Annotated in this window: 20 protein-coding genes; 12 read left to right on the plus strand and 8 right to left on the minus strand. The window is 74.9% G+C overall.

Annotation, left to right across the window (positions count from 1 at the left end):
- Positions 1-39: 39 nt before the first annotated feature.
- Together ACZ6AQ_RS24690 and ACZ6AQ_RS24695 are read right to left on the minus strand one after the other, a co-directional pair.
- A complete protein-coding gene (locus ACZ6AQ_RS24690) occupies positions 40-1446 on the minus strand; it encodes a DUF6421 family protein (protein WP_468762373.1) in 1407 nt (468 codons plus the stop codon).
- A gap of 168 nt (positions 1447-1614) precedes the next feature.
- A complete protein-coding gene (locus ACZ6AQ_RS24695) occupies positions 1615-2166 on the minus strand; it encodes a GNAT family N-acetyltransferase (protein ID WP_468762375.1) in 552 nt (183 codons plus the stop codon).
- Positions 2167-2332: 166 nt separating this feature from the next.
- Between ACZ6AQ_RS24695 and ACZ6AQ_RS24700 the strand changes: the two genes are divergently transcribed.
- From ACZ6AQ_RS24700 to ACZ6AQ_RS24715, 4 genes are all read left to right on the plus strand, one after another.
- The gene (locus ACZ6AQ_RS24700) at positions 2333-2899 is read left to right on the plus strand and encodes a DUF5134 domain-containing protein (protein WP_468762377.1); all 567 of its coding nucleotides are present in this window, start codon (positions 2333-2335) and stop codon (positions 2897-2899) included.
- Between the two features lie 233 nt (positions 2900-3132).
- A complete protein-coding gene (locus ACZ6AQ_RS24705) occupies positions 3133-4068 on the plus strand; it encodes a M56 family metallopeptidase (protein ID WP_468762379.1) in 936 nt (311 codons plus the stop codon).
- Between the two features lie 132 nt (positions 4069-4200).
- Complete coding sequence (locus ACZ6AQ_RS24710; RefSeq protein ID WP_468762381.1) at positions 4201-4872, plus strand: phosphatase PAP2 family protein; 672 nt, start codon at positions 4201-4203, stop codon at positions 4870-4872.
- A 129-nt stretch (positions 4873-5001) separates the two neighbouring features.
- Positions 5002-5679 (plus strand): TetR/AcrR family transcriptional regulator, encoded by a 678-nt coding sequence (locus tag ACZ6AQ_RS24715; protein WP_468762383.1) that lies wholly within the window; start codon positions 5002-5004, stop codon positions 5677-5679.
- On the opposite strand, the gene ACZ6AQ_RS24720 is transcribed toward ACZ6AQ_RS24715, so the two are convergent.
- On the minus strand, positions 5645-7171 hold the full coding sequence (locus tag ACZ6AQ_RS24720) for an LVIVD repeat-containing protein (RefSeq protein WP_468762384.1): 1527 nt from the start codon (positions 7169-7171) through the stop codon (positions 5645-5647). The two genes, ACZ6AQ_RS24715 and ACZ6AQ_RS24720, sit on opposite strands and share 35 nt — an antisense overlap.
- Before the next feature lie 172 nt (positions 7172-7343).
- Here ACZ6AQ_RS24720 and ACZ6AQ_RS24725 point away from each other — a divergent pair, with 172 nt between their 5' ends.
- Positions 7344-7994: a DUF305 domain-containing protein gene (locus tag ACZ6AQ_RS24725; protein WP_468762635.1), complete on the plus strand. Its 651-nt coding sequence runs from the start codon at positions 7344-7346 to the stop codon at positions 7992-7994.
- 67 nt (positions 7995-8061) lie between these two features.
- Here the strand turns inward: ACZ6AQ_RS24725 and ACZ6AQ_RS24730 are convergent, their stop codons facing one another.
- Complete coding sequence (locus tag ACZ6AQ_RS24730) at positions 8062-8415, minus strand: ArsR/SmtB family transcription factor (protein ID WP_468762386.1); 354 nt, start codon at positions 8413-8415, stop codon at positions 8062-8064.
- Positions 8416-8535: 120 nt separating this feature from the next.
- Here ACZ6AQ_RS24730 and ACZ6AQ_RS24735 point away from each other — a divergent pair, with 120 nt between their 5' ends.
- Both ACZ6AQ_RS24735 and ACZ6AQ_RS24740 read left to right on the plus strand, forming a co-directional pair.
- Positions 8536-9618, plus strand: coding sequence for an NADH:flavin oxidoreductase/NADH oxidase (locus ACZ6AQ_RS24735; RefSeq protein WP_468762388.1), 1083 nt, complete (start codon positions 8536-8538; stop codon positions 9616-9618).
- Between the two features lie 109 nt (positions 9619-9727).
- Entirely contained in the window at positions 9728-10810 is a 1083-nt protein-coding gene (locus ACZ6AQ_RS24740; protein WP_468762390.1) for a WD40/YVTN/BNR-like repeat-containing protein, read from the plus strand.
- Positions 10811-10835: 25 nt separating this feature from the next.
- Here the strand turns inward: ACZ6AQ_RS24740 and ACZ6AQ_RS24745 are convergent, their stop codons facing one another.
- Positions 10836-11513: a uracil-DNA glycosylase gene (locus ACZ6AQ_RS24745; protein ID WP_388692040.1), complete on the minus strand. Its 678-nt coding sequence runs from the start codon at positions 11511-11513 to the stop codon at positions 10836-10838.
- Positions 11514-11678: 165 nt separating this feature from the next.
- On the opposite strand from ACZ6AQ_RS24745, the gene ACZ6AQ_RS24750 reads away from it, so the two are divergent.
- Both ACZ6AQ_RS24750 and ACZ6AQ_RS24755 read left to right on the plus strand, forming a co-directional pair.
- The gene (locus ACZ6AQ_RS24750) at positions 11679-12704 is read left to right on the plus strand and encodes an N-acetylglucosamine kinase (protein ID WP_468762637.1); all 1026 of its coding nucleotides are present in this window, start codon (positions 11679-11681) and stop codon (positions 12702-12704) included.
- A 151-nt stretch (positions 12705-12855) separates the two neighbouring features.
- Complete coding sequence (locus tag ACZ6AQ_RS24755; RefSeq protein WP_468762392.1) at positions 12856-13779, plus strand: sirohydrochlorin chelatase; 924 nt, start codon at positions 12856-12858, stop codon at positions 13777-13779.
- A 79-nt stretch (positions 13780-13858) separates the two neighbouring features.
- On the opposite strand, the gene ACZ6AQ_RS24760 is transcribed toward ACZ6AQ_RS24755, so the two are convergent.
- Positions 13859-14866, minus strand: a complete 1008-nt coding sequence (locus tag ACZ6AQ_RS24760) for a lactonase family protein (RefSeq protein ID WP_468762639.1) — start codon at positions 14864-14866, stop codon at positions 13859-13861.
- A 194-nt stretch (positions 14867-15060) separates the two neighbouring features.
- A complete protein-coding gene (locus ACZ6AQ_RS24765) occupies positions 15061-16560 on the minus strand; it encodes an FUSC family protein (RefSeq protein ID WP_468762641.1) in 1500 nt (499 codons plus the stop codon).
- Positions 16561-17010: 450 nt separating this feature from the next.
- On the opposite strand from ACZ6AQ_RS24765, the gene ACZ6AQ_RS24770 reads away from it, so the two are divergent.
- The 3 genes from ACZ6AQ_RS24770 (at position 17011) to ACZ6AQ_RS24780 (ending at position 18423) form a co-directional block, all read left to right on the plus strand.
- Positions 17011-17412, plus strand: coding sequence for a DoxX family protein (locus ACZ6AQ_RS24770; RefSeq protein WP_468762394.1), 402 nt, complete (start codon positions 17011-17013; stop codon positions 17410-17412).
- A 51-nt stretch (positions 17413-17463) separates the two neighbouring features.
- Complete coding sequence (locus ACZ6AQ_RS24775) at positions 17464-17943, plus strand: Lrp/AsnC family transcriptional regulator (RefSeq protein WP_468762396.1); 480 nt, start codon at positions 17464-17466, stop codon at positions 17941-17943.
- Between the two features lie 84 nt (positions 17944-18027).
- Positions 18028-18423, plus strand: a complete 396-nt coding sequence (locus ACZ6AQ_RS24780; RefSeq protein WP_468762398.1) for a TOBE domain-containing protein — start codon at positions 18028-18030, stop codon at positions 18421-18423.
- 209 nt (positions 18424-18632) lie between these two features.
- Here the strand turns inward: ACZ6AQ_RS24780 and ACZ6AQ_RS24785 are convergent, their stop codons facing one another.
- The gene (locus ACZ6AQ_RS24785; RefSeq protein ID WP_468762400.1) at positions 18633-20642 is read right to left on the minus strand and encodes a SpoIIE family protein phosphatase; all 2010 of its coding nucleotides are present in this window, start codon (positions 20640-20642) and stop codon (positions 18633-18635) included.
- Positions 20643-20961: the final 319 nt, after the last annotated feature.

Consider the following 20961-nt stretch of genomic DNA (forward strand, 5'->3'; position numbering starts at 1 on the left):
CCGTGTGTTCGGCGTTCCCGGGTTCTCCGGCGGGAGCGCTCACGCGGCGGCCCGACCGGTGGACGGGACGTCGGCGGCGGTGATCCCCTTGGTGTCGGCGATCACGCCCTTCAGCTTCTTGGCGAGGGCCTCGAAGAACATGCTGAGCGGAAACTCGTCCGGAAGCACGTCGTCGACGAGCTTGCGCGGCGGCAGGGACAGGTCGAGGGCGTCGGGGCCCTTGGCCCACTTCGACCCCGGGTGGGGGGCGAGGTAGGCGGAGACCAGCTCGTACGCCTTGAACCAGTGGACGAGCTTGGGGCGGTCGATGCCGTCGCGGTAGAGCTTCTCGATCTCGGCGCAGAGCTGGTTGGTGACCTCGGGGGCCCGCTTCCAGTCGATCCTGAGCGTGTTGTCCGTCCAGCGCACCACGTCGTGCTTGTGGAGGTACGCGAAGAGGAGCTGGCCGCCGAGGCCGTCGTAGTTGCGGTTCCGGTCGCCGGTGAGCGGGAAGCGGAACATGCGGTCGAAGAGGACGGCGTACTGCACGTCACGGCCGTGCGCGTTGCCCTCGGCCTCCAGCTTCACGGCCTCCTTGAAGGCGGTGAGGTCGCAGCGCAGCTCCTCCAGGCCGTACATCCAGAACGGCTGGCGCTGCTTGATCATGAAGGGGTCGAAGGGCAGGTCGCCGTGGCTGTGGGTGCGGTCGTGGACCATGTCCCAGAGCACGAACGCCTTCTCGCAGCGCTCCTGGTCGCCGATCATCGCGGCGATGTCGGCGGGCAGCTCGATGCCGAGGGTGTCGACGGCGGCCTCGGTGACCTTGCGGAAGCGAGCGGCCTCGCGGTCGCAGAAGATGCCGCCCCAGGTGAAGCGCTCGGGGGCCTCGCGGACGGCGATGGTCTCAGGGAAGAGGACGGCCGAGTTGGTGTCGTACCCGGCGGTGAAGTCCTCGAAGGTGATGCCGCAGAAGAGCGGGTTGTCGTAGCGGGTGCGCTCCAGCTCGGCGAGCCACTCGGGCCAGACCATGCGGAGGACGACGGCCTCCAGGTTGCGGTCCGGATTGCCGTTCTGCGTGTACATGGGGAAGAGGACGAGGTGCTGGAGCCCGTCGACGCGGTCGGCGGCCGGCTGGAAGGCGAGCAGCGCGTCCAGGAAGTCCGGGACCGCGAAGCCGCTCTCGGCCCACTTGCGCAGGTCGGAGACGAGGGCGCGGTGGTAGGCGGCGTCGTGCGGCAGGAGCGGTGAGAGCTGCTCGACGGCGGAGACGACACGGTCGACGGTCAGCTCGACGAGGGAGCGGGAGGGCGCGCCCTCGGCATCGAAGTCGATGGAGCCGTCCGCGCCCTGCCAGGCGCGGATCTCCTCCACGGCCCCCTTGAGCTCGGGCCAGGCCGGGTGGTCGATCACCCGGGCGTCGGTGGATATGCCCCTGCCGGTCGCGTCCTGCACAAGAACTTCCGTCATGCCTCTTCCTCCACAGGAGAACCTTGCGTCAGGACACGGTAACCACCGACGCTTCTTCCCCACAAGAGGATCAAGGGAAATCGTCCTGCGCGACCCCCCTGGTGACAGAAGTTTTTCCTGCCGTTCAGCGTGGAGGCCACGCTTCCGCCCTCCGGGTTCCCCCTGGGGTCACACCAGCGGCTTGACCAGGAGCTCGAACTCCAGGTCGTCGCGCTGGGGCACCCCGAAACGCTCGTCGCCGTAGGGGAAGGGAGTCCTCCGGCCCGTGCGCCGGTAACCGCGCCGCTCGTACCAGGCGATCAGCTCCTCGCGCACGGAGATCACCGTCATGTGCATCTCGCGCACGTCCCACAGCTCGCGCACCCGGCGTTCGGCCTCGGCGATGATCCGCTTGCCGAGGCCCGCGCCCTGGAATTGCGGGCGGACGGCGAACATGCCGAAGTAGGCGGCCTCGCCCCGGTGCTCCAGCTGGCAGCAGGCGACGACCTCCCCGTCCCGCTCCACCACCAGGACCCGGCTGCCGGGAGCGGCGATGACGGCGGTCACGCCCTCGGCGTCGACGCGCTGCCCCCGGAGGATGTCCGCCTCCGTGGTCCAGCCCGCCCGGCTGGCGTCGCCCCGGTAGGCCGACTCGACCAGCGGGACGAGGACGGGGACGTCCTCCGGGACCGCCTCGCGGTAGTGGATCCATCCGGTCTCCCGGGACGTGGTGGCGTCCATCTGCGGTCCCCCTCGGGCATCGGTGATCGGGTGCGCAAGCGCACCGAGCCTAACGCGCGCCCTTCACTCCCCCTCGTACGCCTCCGCGCAACCGTGCGCCCGCGTGACCTCCCCGGGGGCCGGGCATCCCTCCCCGGGGATCACGACCGCGTCGAGGGGGTGTGCCGTGCACGGACCGGCCCTGTCCGGATGGCTGCTGGTCGCGCTGTGCGGGGCGACCGGCGCGTACTGCCTGCTGCGGACGCGGAGGTGCGCCGGGGAGGAGCGGCGGGCCGCGGGCGGTGAGGCGCTGATGGGGTTCGGGATGGCGTTCATGGCGCTACCCGCCGGCGTCCTCGCCCCGCCGGGGTGGAGCTGGGGGGTGTACGCGGCGGTGTTCGGCGCGGCGGCGCTGCGCGGGCTGCCCACCGTCCGGCACGGCGGTCACCACTCGCACCACCTGGTGGGTTCGCTCGCCATGGTCTACATGGCGGTGGCGATGGCGGCCCCCGGCACGCCGGGGGCGCACGCGGGGCACACGACGGCCGGCGCGGGCGGCGTGCCCGTACTCACGGGCCTCCTCCTCCTCCTCTACTACGCGGTGTACGTCCTGCGCGCGGGGGCGCGGCTCGTCCCGGTGGCGGCGCCCGCGGGCCGTCCGGCACCGGCGCCCCGGGCCCCCGGACCGGAGCTGACGCTCGCGTGCCGGGTCTCGATGGCGCTGGCCATGGTGGCGATGCTGGTGACGCTGTGAGGCGCGCGGGCCCCTCGCGGGGTGCGCGGGTCCTTCGCGGGGTGCGTCGCACGGGACCGGCCGCGTGGTTCCGGCGGGCCGGTGGGACGGGTCCGGCGCGCGTCGGTCCGGCGCGCCCCGGGCCCGCTCCCCCGGCCCGCCGGGGAGACGGCCCGGCCAACCCGTCCGTGGCGTACGTCACTTGCCGTTCGCGCCCGTACCCCCGGCCGGTACCGCGCTCATAGGCTGCCGCCATGTGGGTCTCCCTCGCGCTGTTCCTGCTCGGCCTCCTGACCGCCCTCGCGGCCCCCCGGCCGCTGTCCCGGGCCGACTGGGTGGAGCGAGAACCCGTGGTGGCCCTGTGGGTGTGGCAGTGCGTGGTGGCCGCCGTCCTGCTGAGCTTCGCGCTCTCCATGACGTTCAGCGCCTCGGCCGCCTGGCAGGCCGTACGGGGCCGGCTCTTCGCGCCCGCGCCGCGCGCCGTGGTCGACGCGTACGAACTCGGCACGACCGGGCCCTGGTCGGCGGTGCTCGCCGTGGCCCTCGCGGCCGGCGGGGTGTGGTCCGGGGCGATGCTGGGCCGGGAGATCGGCCTGGCCCGCGCCCGGCGCCGGCGGCGCCGCCACGACCTGCTCGCCCGCGTGCCCCTGCTGCCCGGGGAGGAGCCGGACGGCGAGCGCCTGGTGGTCCTGGAGGGCGAACGGGCGGGCGCCTGGTGGATGCCGGGGCCCACTCCCCGGCTGGTCGTCACCACGGCGGCGCTGCGCCGCCTGAAGGGGCGACAGCTGGACGCGGTCCTGGCGCACGAACAGGGCCACGCCCGTGCCCGGCACGACTGGCTGCTGCACTGCTCGGCGGCGCTGGCCGCCGGGTTCCCGGGCGTCCCCGTCTTCGCGGCCTTCCGCGAGGAGATGCACCGGCTGGTGGAGCTGGCCGCCGACGACGTGGCCTCGCGTCGGTTCGGCCGTCTGACGGTGGCCCTCGCCCTGGTCGGACTGAACGAGGAGCGCGGGGTGTTCGGCCCCGGGCCGGGGCCGGACGCGGGCCTGCCGCAGCGGGTGGACCGCCTCCTGGCCGCGGCGCCCCGGCTCACGGCCGGCCGCCGGCTGCGCCTGACGGCGACCGCCTCCCTGGTCCCCGTGGTCCCGGTGCTCGTGGCCTTCCTCCCCGCCTTCGGCGCGCTGGGCTGACGGCCGTCGCGGCGCCGGACCGCGACCGGGGTGCGGCAGACGGCGCGCGCGGGGAGGCGTACGAACCCGGGAGAAGACCGCGCGAGGCGTGGGGAGGGCGGCGCGGGGCCGTCCGTGCGGCAGGATCGGCCCATGCGCTCCTCCGCCGTGGCCACCGGTGTCCTGGCCGTCCTCCTGCTCGTCTGCGTCGCCGCGGGCTGGTCCCCGCTGCTCTCCTTCGACCGGTCGGTCGCCGGGGAGCTGCACCGCAGCGCCGTCGCCCATCCCGGGTTCACCCGGGCGAACCGCGTCCTGAGCGACTGGGTGTGGGACCCCGTGACGATGCGGCTGCTGGCCGCCGTCGCCGTGGGGCTGCTGTGGTGGCGGGGAGAACGGTGGCTCGCCGTGTGGGTGGCCGGGACGAGCCTGCTGACCGCGGGGCTCCAGCAGGGCCTCAAGGCACTGGTCGGACGGGACCGGCCCCACTGGCCCGATCCGGTCGACTCGGCGCGGTACGCGGCCTTCCCGTCCGGGCACGCGATGACGGCGACGGTCACCTGCGGGCTGCTGCTGTGGGTCCTGGCCCTGTACTGGCGGGACGGGTGGCGGGGCTGGGGCGCGCTCACGGGCGCCGCCGTCGTGTCGGTGCTCGGAGTGGGGTGGACGCGGGTCTACCTGGGCGTCCACTGGCCCTCGGACGTCCTCGGGGGGTGGCTCCTGGGGTGGTGCTGCGTGGCCGTGGCCGTGCTCACGTACCGGAGGAGGGAGGCGCGGGCCGCGTCGCCGGGCGGGAACGGCGCGGGCCGGGCGGGAGGGGCGCGATGAAGCCGTCTGTTCTGGACGATCCCCCGTGTCGCCCAGAACAGACGGCGTCCCCGGCGGTCCGCCACGAGGGCGTACCGACAGGACGCGCCGAGTATACTGGCCGTCAGCCAGTCAACGCAGGAGTCCAGCATGTCCCCGCGTAGCGCATCGGTCAATGAAGAGCTCCGGCGCCGGTCGCGGGAGCGCATCCTGCGGGCCGCCGTGGAGCTGGTCGACACCAGGGGCTACGAGGCGACCACGCTCGGCGACATCGCGGAGCGGGCCGGTACGGCGCGGGGGCTGATCTCGTACTACTTCCCGGGCAAGCGGCAACTGCTCCAGTCGGCGGTGCACCGGCTGATGCACCTCACCCTGGAGGCCGCCCTGGAGCGCGAGCCGCGCACGGAGGACGGCCGGGAGCGGCTGGCCCGCGCGATCGACGCGATCCTGGGGCTGGCGGTGGAGCACCCCACCCTGATGCGGACCCACATGGCGGGCATCCTGCAGGCCGAGGGCTTCGTGCGGTGCGAGGAGCAGCAGCGCCTCGCCCTCCTGCTGCGCGACACGCTCGCGCGGTACGGCTCCGAGGACGTGGACACGGACTACCCGCTGCTGCGGGCGCTGCTGATGGGCGCGGTGGTGGCGGTGCTGCTGCCGGGTGCGCCGATGCCGTGGACACGGCTGCGTTCGGAGCTGTTCCACCGGTACGGCCTGGACCGGGAGGCGGGCGTGCCGCCGGACGGGGGCCCGTCCGGCGGCACGCCGTCGCCCGGGATGCCGGGCGGCCCGGGGATCAGTCGAAGTAGTCCGGCTGGGTCTGGGCGTTGAACTCGTCGAGCCGGACCCGCTTCGCGGGATCGGTGCGGCGGTCGGAGATCTTGAGGACGTCGAAGCCCTTGGCGATGTCGTTCGAGTAGATGTGGCCGTTGTAGTAGTACGCGGACCAGGAGCCGCCGACCGAGAGGGTGGTGTCGGAGAGCGGGCCCCGGTCGAAGTGGGCGATCTCCTTCGGCCGGGCGGAGTCGGTGAAGTCCCAGACGGAGACGCCGCCCTGGTACCAGGCCTGGACCATGATGTCCTTGCCGCGGACCGGGATCAGCGAGCCGTTGTGGGCGACGCAGTTCTCGGTGGCGGCCTGGTGGCGCGGGATCTTGAAGTAGCTGCGGAAGACGAGCTTGCGCTTCTTCCCCTTGCCGACGATGTCGTAGATGCCGTTCGCACCCCGGTTCGGGCCGACCTCGGCGTTGCAGGTGGCCGCACCGCCGCCGCCCAGCTCGTCGGTGAAGACGACCTTGTCCGCATCCTGGTTGAAGGTCGCGGAGTGCCAGAACGCGAAGTTGACGTTGTCCTGGACGCGGTCGATCACCCGGGGCCGCTCGGGGTCCGAGATGTCGAAGAGGATGCCGTCGCCCATGCAGGCGCCGGCCGCGAGGTCCTCGCCGGGCAGCACGGTGATGTCGTGGCAACCGGTGGTCTTGGAGACGCCCGGGTTGGTGGGGGCGCCGGGGTTGCCGCCGCCGTCCGGGCCCTCGCCCGGGAAGAGGACCGGGAAGGCGACGACCTCGGCCTTCTGGGGCGCCTTGCGCGGCACCTTGATGACCGAGATGCCGTCGTGCGGGGGCCGGCAGTCCGGGAAGGCGGCGCTGGGGCTGTACGACGAGACGTAGACGTACACGTCCTTGCGCTTCGGCACCAGCGTGTGGGTGTGGGAGCCGCACGCGGTCTCGACGGAGGCGACGTACTTCGGGTTGCGGACGTCGCTGATGTCGAAGATCTTCATGCCCTCCCAGGATTCCTTGACCGTGGCGGGCTGCGTGGTGCTCGCGCAGGAGTCGTCGCTGCGGGAGGAGTCGGTGGAGAGGAAGAGCAGGTTCCCGGAGACCGAGATGTCGTTCTGGGAACCGGGGCAGAGGACCTGGGCGACGGTCTCGGGCGCGCTCGGCCTGCTGATGTCGAAGATCCGGAAGCCGTCGTAGTTCCCCGCGAAGGCGTACTTGCCCTGGAAGGCGAGGTCGGTGTTGAGGCCCGGAAGGGCGTCCTTGGGGATGTTCGCGAGGTGCTCGATGTTCGGGGTGTGGACGATCTGGTCCACCCCGGGTATCTCGCCGCTCCGGAGGGCGGCGCGCGTGTCGGCCGCCTGCTCCCGGGAGATTCCGCTCCGCACGGGGGCGTCTCCGGGGTCCGGTGTGGCGGCGGCGGGTCCGGCGGCGAGCAGTGTGGCCAGCAGGCCGGCCGCGGCGGATGCCACGCCCAGTCGTCTGGTCCGTCCGCGCGGAACTCGCGCGGTGGACGTGGTAAGCGGGGTACGCAACGAAGTCACTCCGTCCTCCCTGGGGTCCGTTCGGTCGTGAACGGGTGTGGGACCCCGGCAGTATGTTCCTTGCCGTGCACATCTCAACAGATGGCAACACGGACGTCATGAAGGATTCCGGCCGGTGCCCCGCGGAAAGTGTGAGGACGTCCCCGTCCCGCAAGAACACCTGGAGGTCACGTTGTTGATCCGCCGTCAGCGCGCCGTCGTGGCCGCGCTCCTGTCCGCCGTCGCCGTACTCGCCCTGGGCGCCTGCGACTCGGAGCCGGACGGGAGAGGGCCGGAGGCCGCGTCCCCGACGGGGGTCACCGTGGTGGCGCCGGGGCGGCCGGGCGAGCCGACCAGGCGGGTGTCCCCCGAGGAGGCCGCCCGGCTGCTCCCCGACGAGAGCCCGAACGGCGCGGACTTCCGGTACGTGCAGATGATGATCGCGCACCACCGCCAGGCCCTGACGATGACGGAGCTGGTGCCGCAGCGGGCGGAGTCCCCGGCGGTCAAGAAGGTCGCCGAGCGGATCGCGGCCGCGCAGAAGCCGGAGATCGCGGCGATGGAGGGCTGGCTGAAGAGCAACGGCGGACCGCGCGAACAGAGCGGCCACGACCACCACGCGATGCCCGGCATGGCGACCGGGGCCCAGCTGGCGGAGCTGGGGAAGGCCGGGGGCCGGGCCTTCGACGAGCTCTTCCTGAAGCTCATGATCGCCCATCACCAGGGCGCCGTGACGATGGCGGCCGAGCTGTTGAGCGAGGGCAACAACGTGCTGGTGGAGGAGATGGCGAACGACGTGATCGCCCAGCAGACCTCGGAGATCAACCGGATGCGCTCGCTGTAGGGCACGCGCCCCCGCCGCGAAGGGGACGGCCGTCAGACGGTCGCGCTCCCGCCACGGGGGGCGGCCGTCAGACGGCCGCGCCCCCGCGGCCGGCCTGGGCCGCCGACGCCGCGAGGACGGCGTCGAGGAGGCCGGGGAAGAGCGTGTCGAGGTCGTCCCTGCGCAGGGTGTTGAGCTTGGCCGTCCCCCGGTACACCTGCCGGACGACGCCGCTTTCGCGCAGCACCCGGAAGTGGTGCGTCGTGGTGGACTTGGTCACCGGCAGGTCGAAGTCCGAGCAGCTCAGCTCGGTGCCCTCGCCCGCCAGGTCCCGCACGATCCGCAGGCGCACGGCGTCCGCGAGCGCGTGCAGCACGTCTTCGAGGCGGATCCGGTCGCGCGGGGGGTGTTCGAGCGCGCGCGGGTCGGCGGTGGTCGTCATGGCGGCTCCACTTCATCCGGGACGGCCCCATTGTACGAGACCTCTCGTAGTTTGACATGCGTCGTACTACGATGCCTATCGTATGAGCGTCCTTCCCGGCATCCCGAAACGGAGTCCGTCATGAGCGTCGCCCTCTTCGAGCCCCTCACCCTGCGGTCCCTGACCATTCCCCACCGGGTCTGGATGGCTCCCATGTGCCAGTACTCCGCCGAGGCGACCGGCCCGGACGCGGGCGTCGCCCGCGACTGGCACTTCGCCCACTACGCCGCCCGCGCCACCGGCGGCGCCGGGCTGATCCTGGTCGAGGCGACCGCCGTCGCCCCCGAGGGCCGCATCAGCCCGGCGGACCTCGGCCTCTGGAACGACGCCCAGACCGAGGGGCTGCGCCGGATCGCCGGCTTCCTGGAGGAGCACGGCACCGTGCCCGGGATCCAGATCGGACACGCGGGGCGCAAGGCGTCGACCAACCGCCCCTGGGAGGGCCGCGGCCCCGTCGCCCCGGGCGGGAACGGCTGGCAGCCCGTCGGCCCCAGCCCGGTCGCCTTCGCCGAGGACCACCCGGTCCCGGACGAGCTGACCCCGGAGCGCATCCGGGAGATCACCGGACAGTTCGCGGACGCGGCCCGCCGCGCCCTGGAGGCCGGGTTCCGGGTCGTCGAGGTGCACGGCGCCCACGGCTACCTGGTCGGAGAGTTCCTGTCCCCGCACAGCAACCACCGCACGGACGCGTACGGCGGCTCCTTCGAGAACCGGACCCGTTTCGCCCTGGAGGTCGTGGACGCGGTGCGGGCCGTGTGGCCCGAGGAGCTGCCCGTCTTCTTCCGGATCTCCGCCACCGACTGGCTGGAGGAGGGGGGCTGGACGGCGGACGAGACCGTACGGTTCGCCGCGCTGCTGCGCGAGCACGGCGTGGACCTGCTCGACGTCTCCAGCGGCGGGAACGGCGGACCGGCCCGCATCCCGGTGGGCCCCGGCTACCAGGTCCCCTTCGCCGCCCGCGTCAAGGCGGAGACCGGGCTGCCCGTGGCCGCCGTCGGCCTCATCACCGAGAGCGGGCAGGCCGAGAAGATCCTCGCCAACGGCGAGGCCGACGCGGTCCTCCTCGGCCGCGAGCTGCTGCGGGACGCCTCCTGGCCCCGCCGCGCCGCCCGCGAACTCGGCGCCGAACTCCCCGCGCCGGCCCCGTACGCCTGGGCGATCTGAACCGGGCCGCACATCCCGGGAGGGCTCCGGGGCGCGTCCGGGGAGCACGATCGGCGGGCGGGTGCAGACTGGCCGCATCCGTGACAAGGACGTCCTGGAGGTGGCAGCCATGCCCGACGTACTCCTGACCGTGGGCACCCGCAAGGGGCTCTTCATCGGCCGCAGGCACGGGGGGCGGTGGGAGTTCGGCGATCCGGTGTTCCCCGCCCAGGCGGTGTACTCGGTCGCCGTCGACACCCGGGGGGCGACCCCGCGCCTGCTCGCCGGCGGGGACAGCGCCCACTGGGGGCCGTCCGTCTTCCACTCCGACGACCTGGGCCGGAGCTGGACCGAGCCGGCCCGGCCGGCGGTGCGGTTCCCCGAGGACACCGGGGCCTCCCTGGAGCGCGTCTGGCAGCTGCACCCGGCACCGGAGCACTCCCCCGGCGTGGTGTACGCGGGGACGGAACCGGCCGCCCTCTTCCGGTCGGCGGACGGCGGCGAGTCCTTCGAGCTGGTACGGCCGCTGTGGGAGCACCCGACCCGTTCGCGGTGGGTGCCCGGCGGGGGCGGCGAGGCCGTGCACACCGTGGTCACCGACCCCCGCGACCCGGACGCGCTCACGGTCGCGGTCTCGACCGCCGGGGTGTTCAGGTCGCGGGACGGCGGGGGCGCGTGGGAACCCTCCAACGCGGGCGTGTCCGCGGTGTTCCTGCCGGACCCGTACCCCGAGTTCGGGCAGTGCGTCCACAAGATCGCCCAGGACGCGGGCGATCCCGACCGGCTCTACCTCCAGAACCACTGGGGCGTCTTCCGCAGCGACGACGCGGGGGCCGTCTGGTCCGACATCGGCGCGGGCCTCCCCTCCGACTTCGGGTTCGCGGTCGCGGCCCACCCCCACCGCCCGGACACCGCCTACCTCTTCCCCATCACGGCGGACACCGACCGGGTCCCGGCGGGCCGGCGGTGCCGGGTCTACCGCACGACCGACGCCGGGAGCACCTGGGAGCCGCTGACCGCCGGACTCCCCGGGGGCGACCACTACGGCACGGTGCTCCGGGACGCCCTGTGCACGGACGACGCGGACCCGGCGGGCGTCTACTTCGGCAACCGGAACGGCGAGGTGTACGCGAGCGCCGACGACGGGGACACCTGGCACCTCCTCGCCGAGCACCTGCCGGACGTGCTGTGCGTGCGGGCGGCGGTGGTCTGAGGCGCGCCGCGGCCCGCGCGCCGGGTCAGGGCAGGCGCCAGTCCACCGGCTGGGCGCCCAGGCCGAGCAGGAGCTCGTTGGCGCGGCTGAAGGGCCGGGAGCCGAAGAAGCCCCGGTCCGCCGACATCGGGGAGGGGTGCGCGGACTCGATCGCGGGCAGGTCGCCCAGGAGCGGGCGGGCGTTGCGGGCGTCGCGGCCCCACAGGATCGACACCAGGGGCTTGCCCCGGGCGGCCAGGGCGCGGATCGCCTGCTCGGTGACCTCCTCCCAGCCCTTGCCCCGGTGGGCGGCCGGCTTGCGCGGGGCGGTGGTGAGCGCCCTGTTGAGGAGCAGGACGCCCTGGCGGGTCCAGGGGGTCAGGTCGCCGTTCGACGGGCGGGGCAGGCCCAGGTCGGTGTGCAGCTCCCGGAAGATGTTCTCCAGGCTCCCGGGCAGCGAACGGACCTCGGGCGCGACCGCGAAGCTCAGCCCGATCGCCATCCCCGGCGTCGGGTAGGGGTCCTGACCCACGATCAGGACCCGCACGTCGTCGAAGGGCTGCTGGAAGGCCCGCAGCACGTTCTGTCCGGAGGGCAGATAGGTCCGGCCCGCGGCGATCTCGGCGCGCAGGAAGTCGCCCATCGCCGCCACCCGTCCCGCGACGGGGCTCAGGGCCTCCGCCCAGCCGGGCTCCACCAGTTCGTTCAAAGGTCGCGCTGTCACGGTCCGTCACTCTACCGGCCTACAGTGACAACCGGCCCCGACCGCCCGGCGGGGCGCCTCCCCCGCAGGATCCGCCCACTCCCCCGAGGACGGTGCACCGTGGTTTCCGTGAACGCCCCTTCCCCCGAACCCGGCGCTCCCTGCGATCCCGGCGGATCGGACGGCATGGACGGCCCGGACGCCCCGGACGGCCTGGTCGTCGGGGTCGACTCCGGCGGTTCGGGCCTCCGGATCGCCCTGGCGGATGCCGCGACCGGCACGGTCCTCGGCAGCCGCACGTCGCGCGAACCCGTACGGACCGGTCCCGGCGGGATCTCCGCCGCCCACTTCCTGGAGCAGGTCCTGCCGGCGGTCCGCGCCCTGAGGGAGCCGTTCGGCGCACGGCCGGTGCTCGCCGCGGCCGTGGGAGCCGCCGGGATGGCGACCCTCGGGGACGAGCTGCGGGCCGGGCTGCCGGGCGCGCTCGCGGAGGCGTGGGGGGTGCGGCGGCTCGCGCTCGCGGCCGACGCGGTCACCGCGTACGCGGGAGCGCTCGGCCAGCGGCCGGGCGCGGTCGTCGCGGGCGGGACGGGGATGGTCGCGCTCGGCACGGACCTGGTGACCTGGCGGCGGGCCGACGGCTGGGGGCACCTCCTGGGCGACTGCGGCGGCGGCGCCTGGATCGGCCGGGCCGGCCTGGAGGCGGCGATGCGGGCGCACGACGGGCGGCGGGGAGGCTCGGCGGCGCTCCTGGACCGGGCGGAGAAGCGGTTCGGACCGGCGGCGGGCCTGCCCGGCCTGCTCTACCCGCGCACGGACCGGCCCGCGGTGCTCGCCTCCTTCGCGCCGGAGGTGGGGCACTGCGCCCCGGAGGACCCGGTGGCGGCGGACATCCTCGTCCGGGCCGGCGCGCACGTCGCGGAGGCCGCGGAGGCGGTGTGCCCGGCCGGGCCCGGGGCCGTGGTGGCCCTGACCGGGGGCCTGTTCGGAATGGGCGAGCCCCTGCTCGCGCCCCTGCGGGCCGCGCTGGAGGAGCTGCTTCCGCACGCCCGTACGACGGCTCCGGAGGGAGACCCGCTGGCGGGAGCGGTCGCCCTCGCCTCGGCGCTCGCCACCGGCACGCTGCGGCTGCCGGTGGACGCGGCGCTGCTGCGACTCTTCGGCGAGGCGACGCCACCGGAGCGTCCGTCCGGGCGGAAGCCGGTGTCCTGAAACGAAAAGAACACAGGAACCGCAGGAAAAGGGCAGAGGCGGGCGGAAACAGAACGGAAGCGGAGTTTCGGGCCGGACATAGAGGGACAGAAGACGCGTGGTCGCACCTCAGCGAACGGCGCCGGGGGCGAAACCAGTAGCATGCGGCGCCATGAGCTCCCCCACTGGGCCTGCTTCCGGCCTGCCTGTACGAATGCCTCGACCCCGCCAGTCCGGGCGGCACCGTCGCCCCGAACCCGCGGCGGCGCCCGAGGGCGCTCCCGCGCTGGTTCTCGCCGTACCCGGCGTGCCTTCCGCCGCCATACGCTCGCTGGCCGAAGAGGTCGTGAGCATCGCCCGTTCCGAGCTGCCCGGCCTGGAGGCCGTGATCGGCTTCCTGGAGGGCGACGACGCCGAGTACCCCTCCCTGGCGAGCGTCCTGACGGCCGCCGCCGCGCTGCGCGACGACCGCTACGAGCTGGCCCTGGCCGCCGGCCGCGAGGTCCCCGCCCCGACGGGCCCGGCCGCGGTCGTCGTCCCGCTGCTCGCCGGCCCGGACAGCGCCCAGATGCGCCGGGTCCGCCAGGCACTGATGGACGGCGGCAACAACGCCGAGCTGACCGACGTCCTCGGACCGCACCCGCTCCTCGCCGAGGCGCTGCACGTGCGCCTGTCGGAGGTGGGGCTGGCCCGCGCCGACCGCGCCCGGCTGTTCACGGTCACCACGGCCGCCGACGGCATCATCCTGGCGACGGTCGGCGGCGAGGAGGCCGTGCGGGCCGCCGGGATCACCGGCATGCTGCTCGCCGCGCGCCTCGCCGTGCCGGTGATCGCCGCCGCGCTCGACCAGGAGGGCTCGATCGCCTCCGTCGCCGAGCAGCTGCGCGCCGCCGGCTCGGAGCAGCTGGCCCTCGCCCCGTACCTGATCGGTCCCGAGCTGGCCGACGGCCTCCTCGACGAGGCCGCGAAGGAGGCGGGGTGCGCCGCCGCCGAGCCGCTGGGCGCCTACCCGGCGATCGGCAAGCTGGTGCTCTCGCAGTACACGGCCGCGCTGGGCATCTCGCCGCAGCAGCCGCAGGGCGTGCCCTCGCTCTGAGGGTCACGGTCGCCGTCCGTGGAAGGGCCCGCACCGGGCGGTGCGGGCCCTTCGGCGTGTCCGCCGGGGCCGGCGCGGCTCAGCCGAAGACGACGCAGGAGGCCGCCGGGGCCTCGATCGCGCCCGCGCGGGCGGGTACGCCGGTCTCGGGGTCGAGGGTGAACCAGGTGACGTCGCCGGAGCGCTCGTTCGCCGCGTACAGGTGCCGCCCGGAGGGGGCGAGGGTCAGGTCGCGCGGCCAGGTGCCGCCGCAGGGCACGGTGGCGGTCAGGGCGGCCCCGGCGCCGTCCGGGTCGAGCGCGAGGACGGCGAGGGTGTCGTCGCCCCGGACGGCGGCCCAGAGGAAGCGCCCGTCGGGGGCGACGACCACCTCGGAGGGGTAGCTGGGGCCGGGGGTGCCCGCGGGGACGACGGGGGTCTCGCCGAGCGGTTCGAGGGTGCCCGTCGCGGCGTCCCACCGGCAGACGGTGAGGACGGGTTCCAGCTCGTGCAGGACGTACGCGTGGGTGCCGGACGGGTGGAAGGCGAGGTGGCGCGGGCCGGTGCCGGGACGCAGCGCGGTCTCGCCGTGGAGGGCGGGCACCCCGGTCGCGGGGTCGAGGGCGTAGACCCATACGGAGTCGGTGCCGAGGTCCACGCCGACGGCCCACCGGCCGCTGGGGTCGGGGAGCACCTGGTGGGCGTGCGGACCGCTCTGGCGGTCGGCGACGGGGCCGCTCCCCTCGTGGCGCAGGACCGCCGTGACGGGGCGGGCGGTGCCGTCCCCGGCCAGGGGCAGGACGCTGACGCTGCCGGAGGTGTAGTTGGCGGTGAGGACGTGCCCGGCGGCCAGGGAGAGGTGCGTGGGGCCCGCGCCGTCGACGGGTACGGGCGCGCCGAGCGGCCGGGGCACGGGTCCGGTGACGTCGAAGGCGGCCACGGCGCCGGCGTCGGTCTCGGAGACGGCGTGGAGCACGGGGCCGGCGAGGGCCAGGAAGGAGGGGTCGGCGACGGCGTCGCTGGAGCCGGTGACCGTGAGGGCGCCCGTCTCCCCGTCCACCTCGGCGGCGAGGACCCCGCGCCCGCCCTCCGAGGTGAAGGAGCCGATGTACGCCCGTACGGCGCCGGCACCCCCTCCGCCGTTCCCGCCGTTCCGGCCGCCCGCGTCCCGAGCCGTCCCTGTGCCGCCCACGTCGTCTCTCCTTCCCGGCGCCGGCCGTGTTCGGCCGGTCGTTCCGCGCCGACGGTAGCAGGGGTCTAGACCAGAGGAGGGGAAGACGGGGCGGTCGGCCGGGCCCGTTCTCAGGCGGCCGGGACCAGGGGCGCGCGGGGGGAGGTGCGCAGGGGCGCCGCGAGTTCCACGAGGGCCTGCTCCAGGCCGTGCAGATGGCCGAGGGCCGCCTCGGCGCCGGGGTGGTGCGGGGCTCCGCCCACTTCGGCGGCCGGGGACCGTACGGGCTCCGCCGGGGGCACGAGGGCGTGGACGGCGGCCTCGACGCGCCAGGCGGCGGCGGCGAGCCGGGCGTCGTGCGAGGCGGCCGGGTCGGCGGCGACGGCGGCGAGGCCCCTGATCTCGCGGGCGCAGTCGTCCAGGAGCGCGAGCACCCGGCGGGCGCGGGCCTTGCGGGCGCGCAGCGGGCTGAGCGGGTGCACGAGCGGCGCGAGGGAGAGCCGGACCCGGCCGAGCAGGAGTTCCAGTTCGGCGGCGTGCGGCGCCGGGTCGGCGTCCGGGTCGCCGGCGAGCCGGCGGGCGGCGGCCGTGGTGCAGGTGTGCACGCAGGTCACGGCCCGTTCGATCCAGGCGTTGGTGGCCGCGTGCGTGGTCACGGGCAGCAGCAGCACGCCGATCGCGGCACCGGCCGCGCCGACGGCGGTCTCCTGGAGGCGCAGGAGCAGCAGTCCGGGGTGCAGGACGCCGAGGAGGCCGTACAGCAGTCCGGCCATGACGGTCACGAAGAACATCATCCAGCTGTACGAGAGGGGGGCGGTGTAGAAGATCCCGAAGACGCACACGGCGACGAGGAGGGCGGTCGGGGCGGGCGCGCCGCCCACGGGGACGGCGATCAGGAGCCCGGCGGCGATGCCGGTGACGGTGCCGAGGACCCGGCGGAAGCCCCGGACGAGGGTCTCGCCGCGCGAGGCGGTGTTGACGAAGATCCACCAGGCGGTGCCGACGGCCCAGTACCAGCGCTCGTGGGAGATCAGCTGGCCCGCCGCGAGGGCGACGGCGCAGGCGGCGGTGGCCTGGAACGCCTGGCGGGTGGTGGGGCGGGCCAGACCGGTGCCGGGCGGCGGGGCGGGCGCGGCGGGCGGCGGGACGCGCCGTTCGACGCACCAGACGCCGAAGCGGACGGTCCCCGCCGCGAGCAGGGCGAGGGCGACGGCCGCGTACAGCTCGGGCAGCTGCGCGGGGAGCGCGTGCAGGAACTGGGTCACGAAGAACTGCATGAAGGCGAAGATGCCGAGGGCGTGCCCGCGCGGCCCCCAGCGGCGGGCGTACACGCCGGCGAAGACGACGAGGAGCCAGACGGCGTCGCGGAGCGGGGGAACGCCGTGGAGGGCGGTCGCCAGGGCGAGGACGGGAAAGCCGGCGGCCGGGAGCAGGGCGGTGGTGACGGCCTGGCGGCGCACGGTCGGATCGCCCACGGTGAAGAGGGCGAGCAGCGCGGCCAGACCGGCGGTGACGGAGGCGGTGAGCGAGAGCCCGGCGAGTTCGGCCAGCGCGACGGCGAGGCCGATGCCGAGGACCGCCCGCAGGGAGACGCGCAGTCGGACGAGCCCCGGATCCGGGGCCACGAACATCTTCTTCACGGCTTCGGCCGCCCCCTTGTCTTGCCTCTCGCCGGCCGCGCGGCGCCCGGGGGTGGTGGGGCCGTGCGGACACGACGAAGGCGCCGCGGTCCGGACCGGCCTCGTCGCCGCCCCGGCGCTGCGCGGCGCCGAAAGTACGTGGATGTGACACAGGAAAGCATCCGCACCCCATTGGCTCAACTCATCGCCGATCGACTGGGCCATTGGCCCACCTTCCGGCGGCGGAACCGCTCCGGCCGTGGGCCAACGGACCACCGCGGGCGAGACCGGCGGGCCGCGTTCCCCGCCGGGACGGCGGGGAACGCGGTCCGGCCTCCCCGAAACGGCCGCAGGTCTCGACGACCCGCCCCCGCGCGTGCCACCCTCACTCCGTACTTACCGGCCGGTAACAGTGCTCACCGGCCGGCACCGGTCCCGTACCGCCACCCCCGGAGGAGCGCCATGCCACGGTCCGCACGTTCCGCCCTCGCCCTCGCCGGCCTGATGGCCGCCGCGGGCACCGCCCACTTCCTCGTCCCGAAGCCGTTCGACGCGCTCGTGCCGCGCGTCCTTCCGGGGCGCCCGAGGACGTGGACCCGGCTCAGCGGGGCCGCCGAACTGGCGCTCGCGGCCGGCCTCGCGGTGCCGGGGACACGCCGGGAGGCCGCCCGCGCGACCGCCGTCTTCCTGATCGCCGTCCTCCCCGCCAACGTACAGATGGCGCACGACTGGCGCCACCGCTCCCCGGTCGCCAGGGCCGTCGCCCGCGCCCGCGTCCCCCTCCAGCTCCCCCTGATCCTCTGGGCCGGGCACGCGGCCCGCGGCGCGCAGGGCCCGCGGGACCGGTCCCCGGCGCGCGGATAGAGTCGGCACCGGGAACGCGCACGGCACGGAAGCGGAGAAGGCGGGCGGGTCATGGCGGTGGACGGGCTCGACACCCGGATCCTGCGGCTGCTGATCGAGCGGCCGAGGACGAGCGTGCGCGAGTACGCGCGCCTCCTGGGGGTCGCGCGGGGCACCGTGCAGGCCCGGATCGACCGGATGGAGCGGGACGGGGTGATCACGGCGACCGGGCCGGTCCTCTCCCCCACCGCCCTGGGCCATCCGGTGCTCGCCTTCGTGCACGTCGAGGTGACCCAGGGCCGTCTGGACGAGGTCGGGGACGCGCTCGCGGCCGTCCCGGAGATCGTGGAGGCGTTCTCCATCACCGGCGGCGGCGACCTGCTGACCCGGGTGGTGGCGCGGGACGCCGGTCACCTGGAGGACGTCATCCAGCGCCTGATCCGGCTGCCCGGAGTGGTCCGCACCCGGACCGAGATCGCCCTGCGCGAGCGGGTGCCCCACCGGCTGCTGCCGCTGGTCGAGGCGGTCGGGCGGGGAGAGGAAACCACGTGACCCCTTCCGTCCGGCCTCGCAGACGCGGCTGGAAAAGGGCATGAGCTTTGCGCATGCGAGGCTGTGGACCTTAATCTTGCGCACATGCAGTCCTACACCATCGGGCAGGCGGCGCGCCTCCTGGGCGTGAGCCCCGACACCGCACGCCGCTGGGCCGATGCGGGCCGGATCACCACCCACCGCGACGAGAACGGCCGGCGGCTCATCGACGGACGCGATCTGGCCGCCTTCTCCGTCGAGGCCGGGCAGGGCGCCACCGGCGACGAGGACCAGCCGTACACCTCGGCGCGCAACGCGTTCCCGGGGATCGTGACGGCGGTCAAGCTCGGTGACGTCGCGGCCCAGGTCGAGATCCAGGCGGGACCCCACCGCCTCGTCTCGCTCCTCACCCGGGAGGCCGTGGAGGAGCTGGGGATCGAGGTCGGCATGCGGGCCACCGCCCGCGTGAAGTCGACCAGCGTCCACATCGACGTGGCCTGACGCGGCGGACGCGCCCCGCGACCGCCGGGCGCCGTCGCGGTACGGGGACGCGGACCCGGGCGGTCGGGCGGTGGGGCGGGCGGTCGGTGCCGGTGTGCGCGGGACGTCGAACCCGTCGCCCTCGGACCGTCCATGACCACCCGGATCCGGCCGCCACGGCCGCGGAGCCGCCCCGGCCACCGGGCGGGAGCCGGGGCCGTACGGGGGTGTCAGCGGGTGCTGCGGGCGACGAGCATCGCCACGTCGTCCTGGGCGGAGTCCGCGAGGAGCCCGGCGAGGACCTCGTCGCACAGCCGGTCCAGGGGCCGGTCGTGAGGGACGAGCGCCCGCGCGAGCCGGCCCAGTCCCTCGTCGAGGTCCCGGTCGCGGGCTTCGACGAGGCCGTCGGTGTAGAGGACGAGGAGTCCGCCGTCGGGCAGGACGACCTCCTCCGTGCCGAAGTCGTGGGCCCCCGTGCCCAGCGGGGTCCCCGGCGGGCCGTCGAGGAAGGTGACGGTCCCGTCCGGGGCGGCGACGGCCGGCGGCGGGTGTCCCGCGCGGGCGATCACCCAGCGGCCGGTGGCGGGGTCGTGGACCGCGTAGACGCAGGTCGCCATCTCGTCCTCGCCCAGGTCGGCCACGACGGCGTCGAGGGAGCTGAGCATCCGGGCCGGCGGGATGTCGTGGCGGGCCAGGGTCCTCACGGCGGTGCGCAGCTGGCCCATGACGGCCGCCGCGTGGATGCCGTGGCCCATGACGTCGCCGATGACGAGACCGGTCCGGCCGCCCGGCAGGGCGATGGCGTCGAACCAGTCCCCGCCGACGTCGTGGGCGCTGGCGGGCAGGTAGCGGCCGGTGAGTTCGAGACCGGTGACGGCGGGGAGCGCGCTGTTGGTGAGGGAACGCTGGAGGGTGAGGGCGGCTTCCCGCTGGGTGGTGTAGAGACGGGCGTTGTCGATGTTGAGGGCGGCGCGGGCGACGACCTCGTCGACGAGGACCCGGTCCTGGGCGTCGAAGGGCTCGCGGGTCCGCAGCCGGGTCACCATGACGGCGCCGAGGACCTTCCCCCGCGCCACCAGGGGCACGAGCCGCACCGAGCCGACGCGGCCGGTGAAGTAGGCGCGGAGCGTCTCCGCGTGCGGGTCGCCGAGCAGGACCGGGAGATCGGACGCGCGCAGGTCCACGGGCCGGCCCTGGACGACGACCCGCTCGTACACGGAGTCGAAGGGGACCTGGAAGGTCCGGCCCGGGAGGAGCAGGGACGGTGGGGCGGCCGGGTCGGGGAGCCGGGCCGCGAGCCGCCGCAGTACGCCCCGGGTGGAGGCGGCCGGGTCGTCCGGCGCGAAGACCGTCTCCAGCATCTGCACGTCGGCCGAGTCGGCGAGCTGCGGCACGAGGAAGCGGACGGTCTCCTCGGCGGTCCGTTCCAGGTCCAGGGTGGTGCCGATCCGGGCGCCGGCCTCCGCGAGCAGGGCGAAGCGCCGGCGGGCCCGTTCGACCTCGGCGTGCGCCTCGTGGCTCTCGGTGATGTCGACCAGGGAGGCGATGATCCCCAGGGGCCGCTGTTCGGCGCGGTCGACGAGCGGGGCGTACGAGCAGGACCAGACGTGGTCGCGGTCCGGGTCGGCGGGGGTGCGGCCGATCCGGTGCGCGTCGACGACGGCGGTGCCGCCGTGCAGGACCCGGCGCATGAGGGATTCGAGCGATTCGGCGTTGACGCCGGGCACGACCTCGGTGAGGCGGCGGCCCACGTGTCCGGCCGCCGGGACGCCGTTCATCCGGGCCAGGGCGTCGTTGACCCGCAGGAAGCGCAGGTCGGGCCCGAGCAGGGCGAGGCCGATGGGCGACTGGGTGAAGAGGCTCTCCATCGCCGCCAGGCTCTCCCGCATGCGCAGGACCTCGGAGGTCTCCACGGCGATGAGCATCGCCCCCGGCCGCCCCTCGGGATCGGTGGCCGGCACGATCCACATCTCCATGACGACCGTGTGGCCGTCGCGGTGGCGGACGGGCAGCGTGCCGACCATGGTCTCGCCCGCCTGGACGCGGCGGGTGAGCCGGTCGGCGAGTCCGCGGTTGGCGTCGGGGACGAGGAGCGGCCCGGCGAAACGCCCCAGCACGTGCTCGGGCCGGTGGCCGAGGAGGTCCTGGGCGGCGAGGGACCACTCGACGACGCGGCCCTCGGCGTCCTCGCGCCACAGGGCGATCGGCAGCAGCTCGCGGAGCACCCCGGCATCGCCCATGGCCGCCCTGGGCGGTGGGGGAACCCTGTTCGACGACCGGTGTGTCTCCAACGCATCGCCCTACGCCTCGACCCCGCCCCGGGGGGCGCGATACCTACCGAATCACCCTATCCGAGACATCGGTGGCGGGCGCTGCGCGATACGGCCGATCGATGGCCCCGGCCGGTCGGGAACGGGGCGTGACAGTACGGCCGGGAGCGACGAAGATCTGGACGCGGACGGACGCGGGGCCGCTCCGGGAGGACCTCCGGGCCCCGGCCCGTCCGGGGGCGGCCGCGAACGGGCGCGCACGGCGGCGGGCGACCGCCCCGCCGGGCGG

The organism is Streptomyces sp. NPDC041191, from assembly GCF_055591945.1.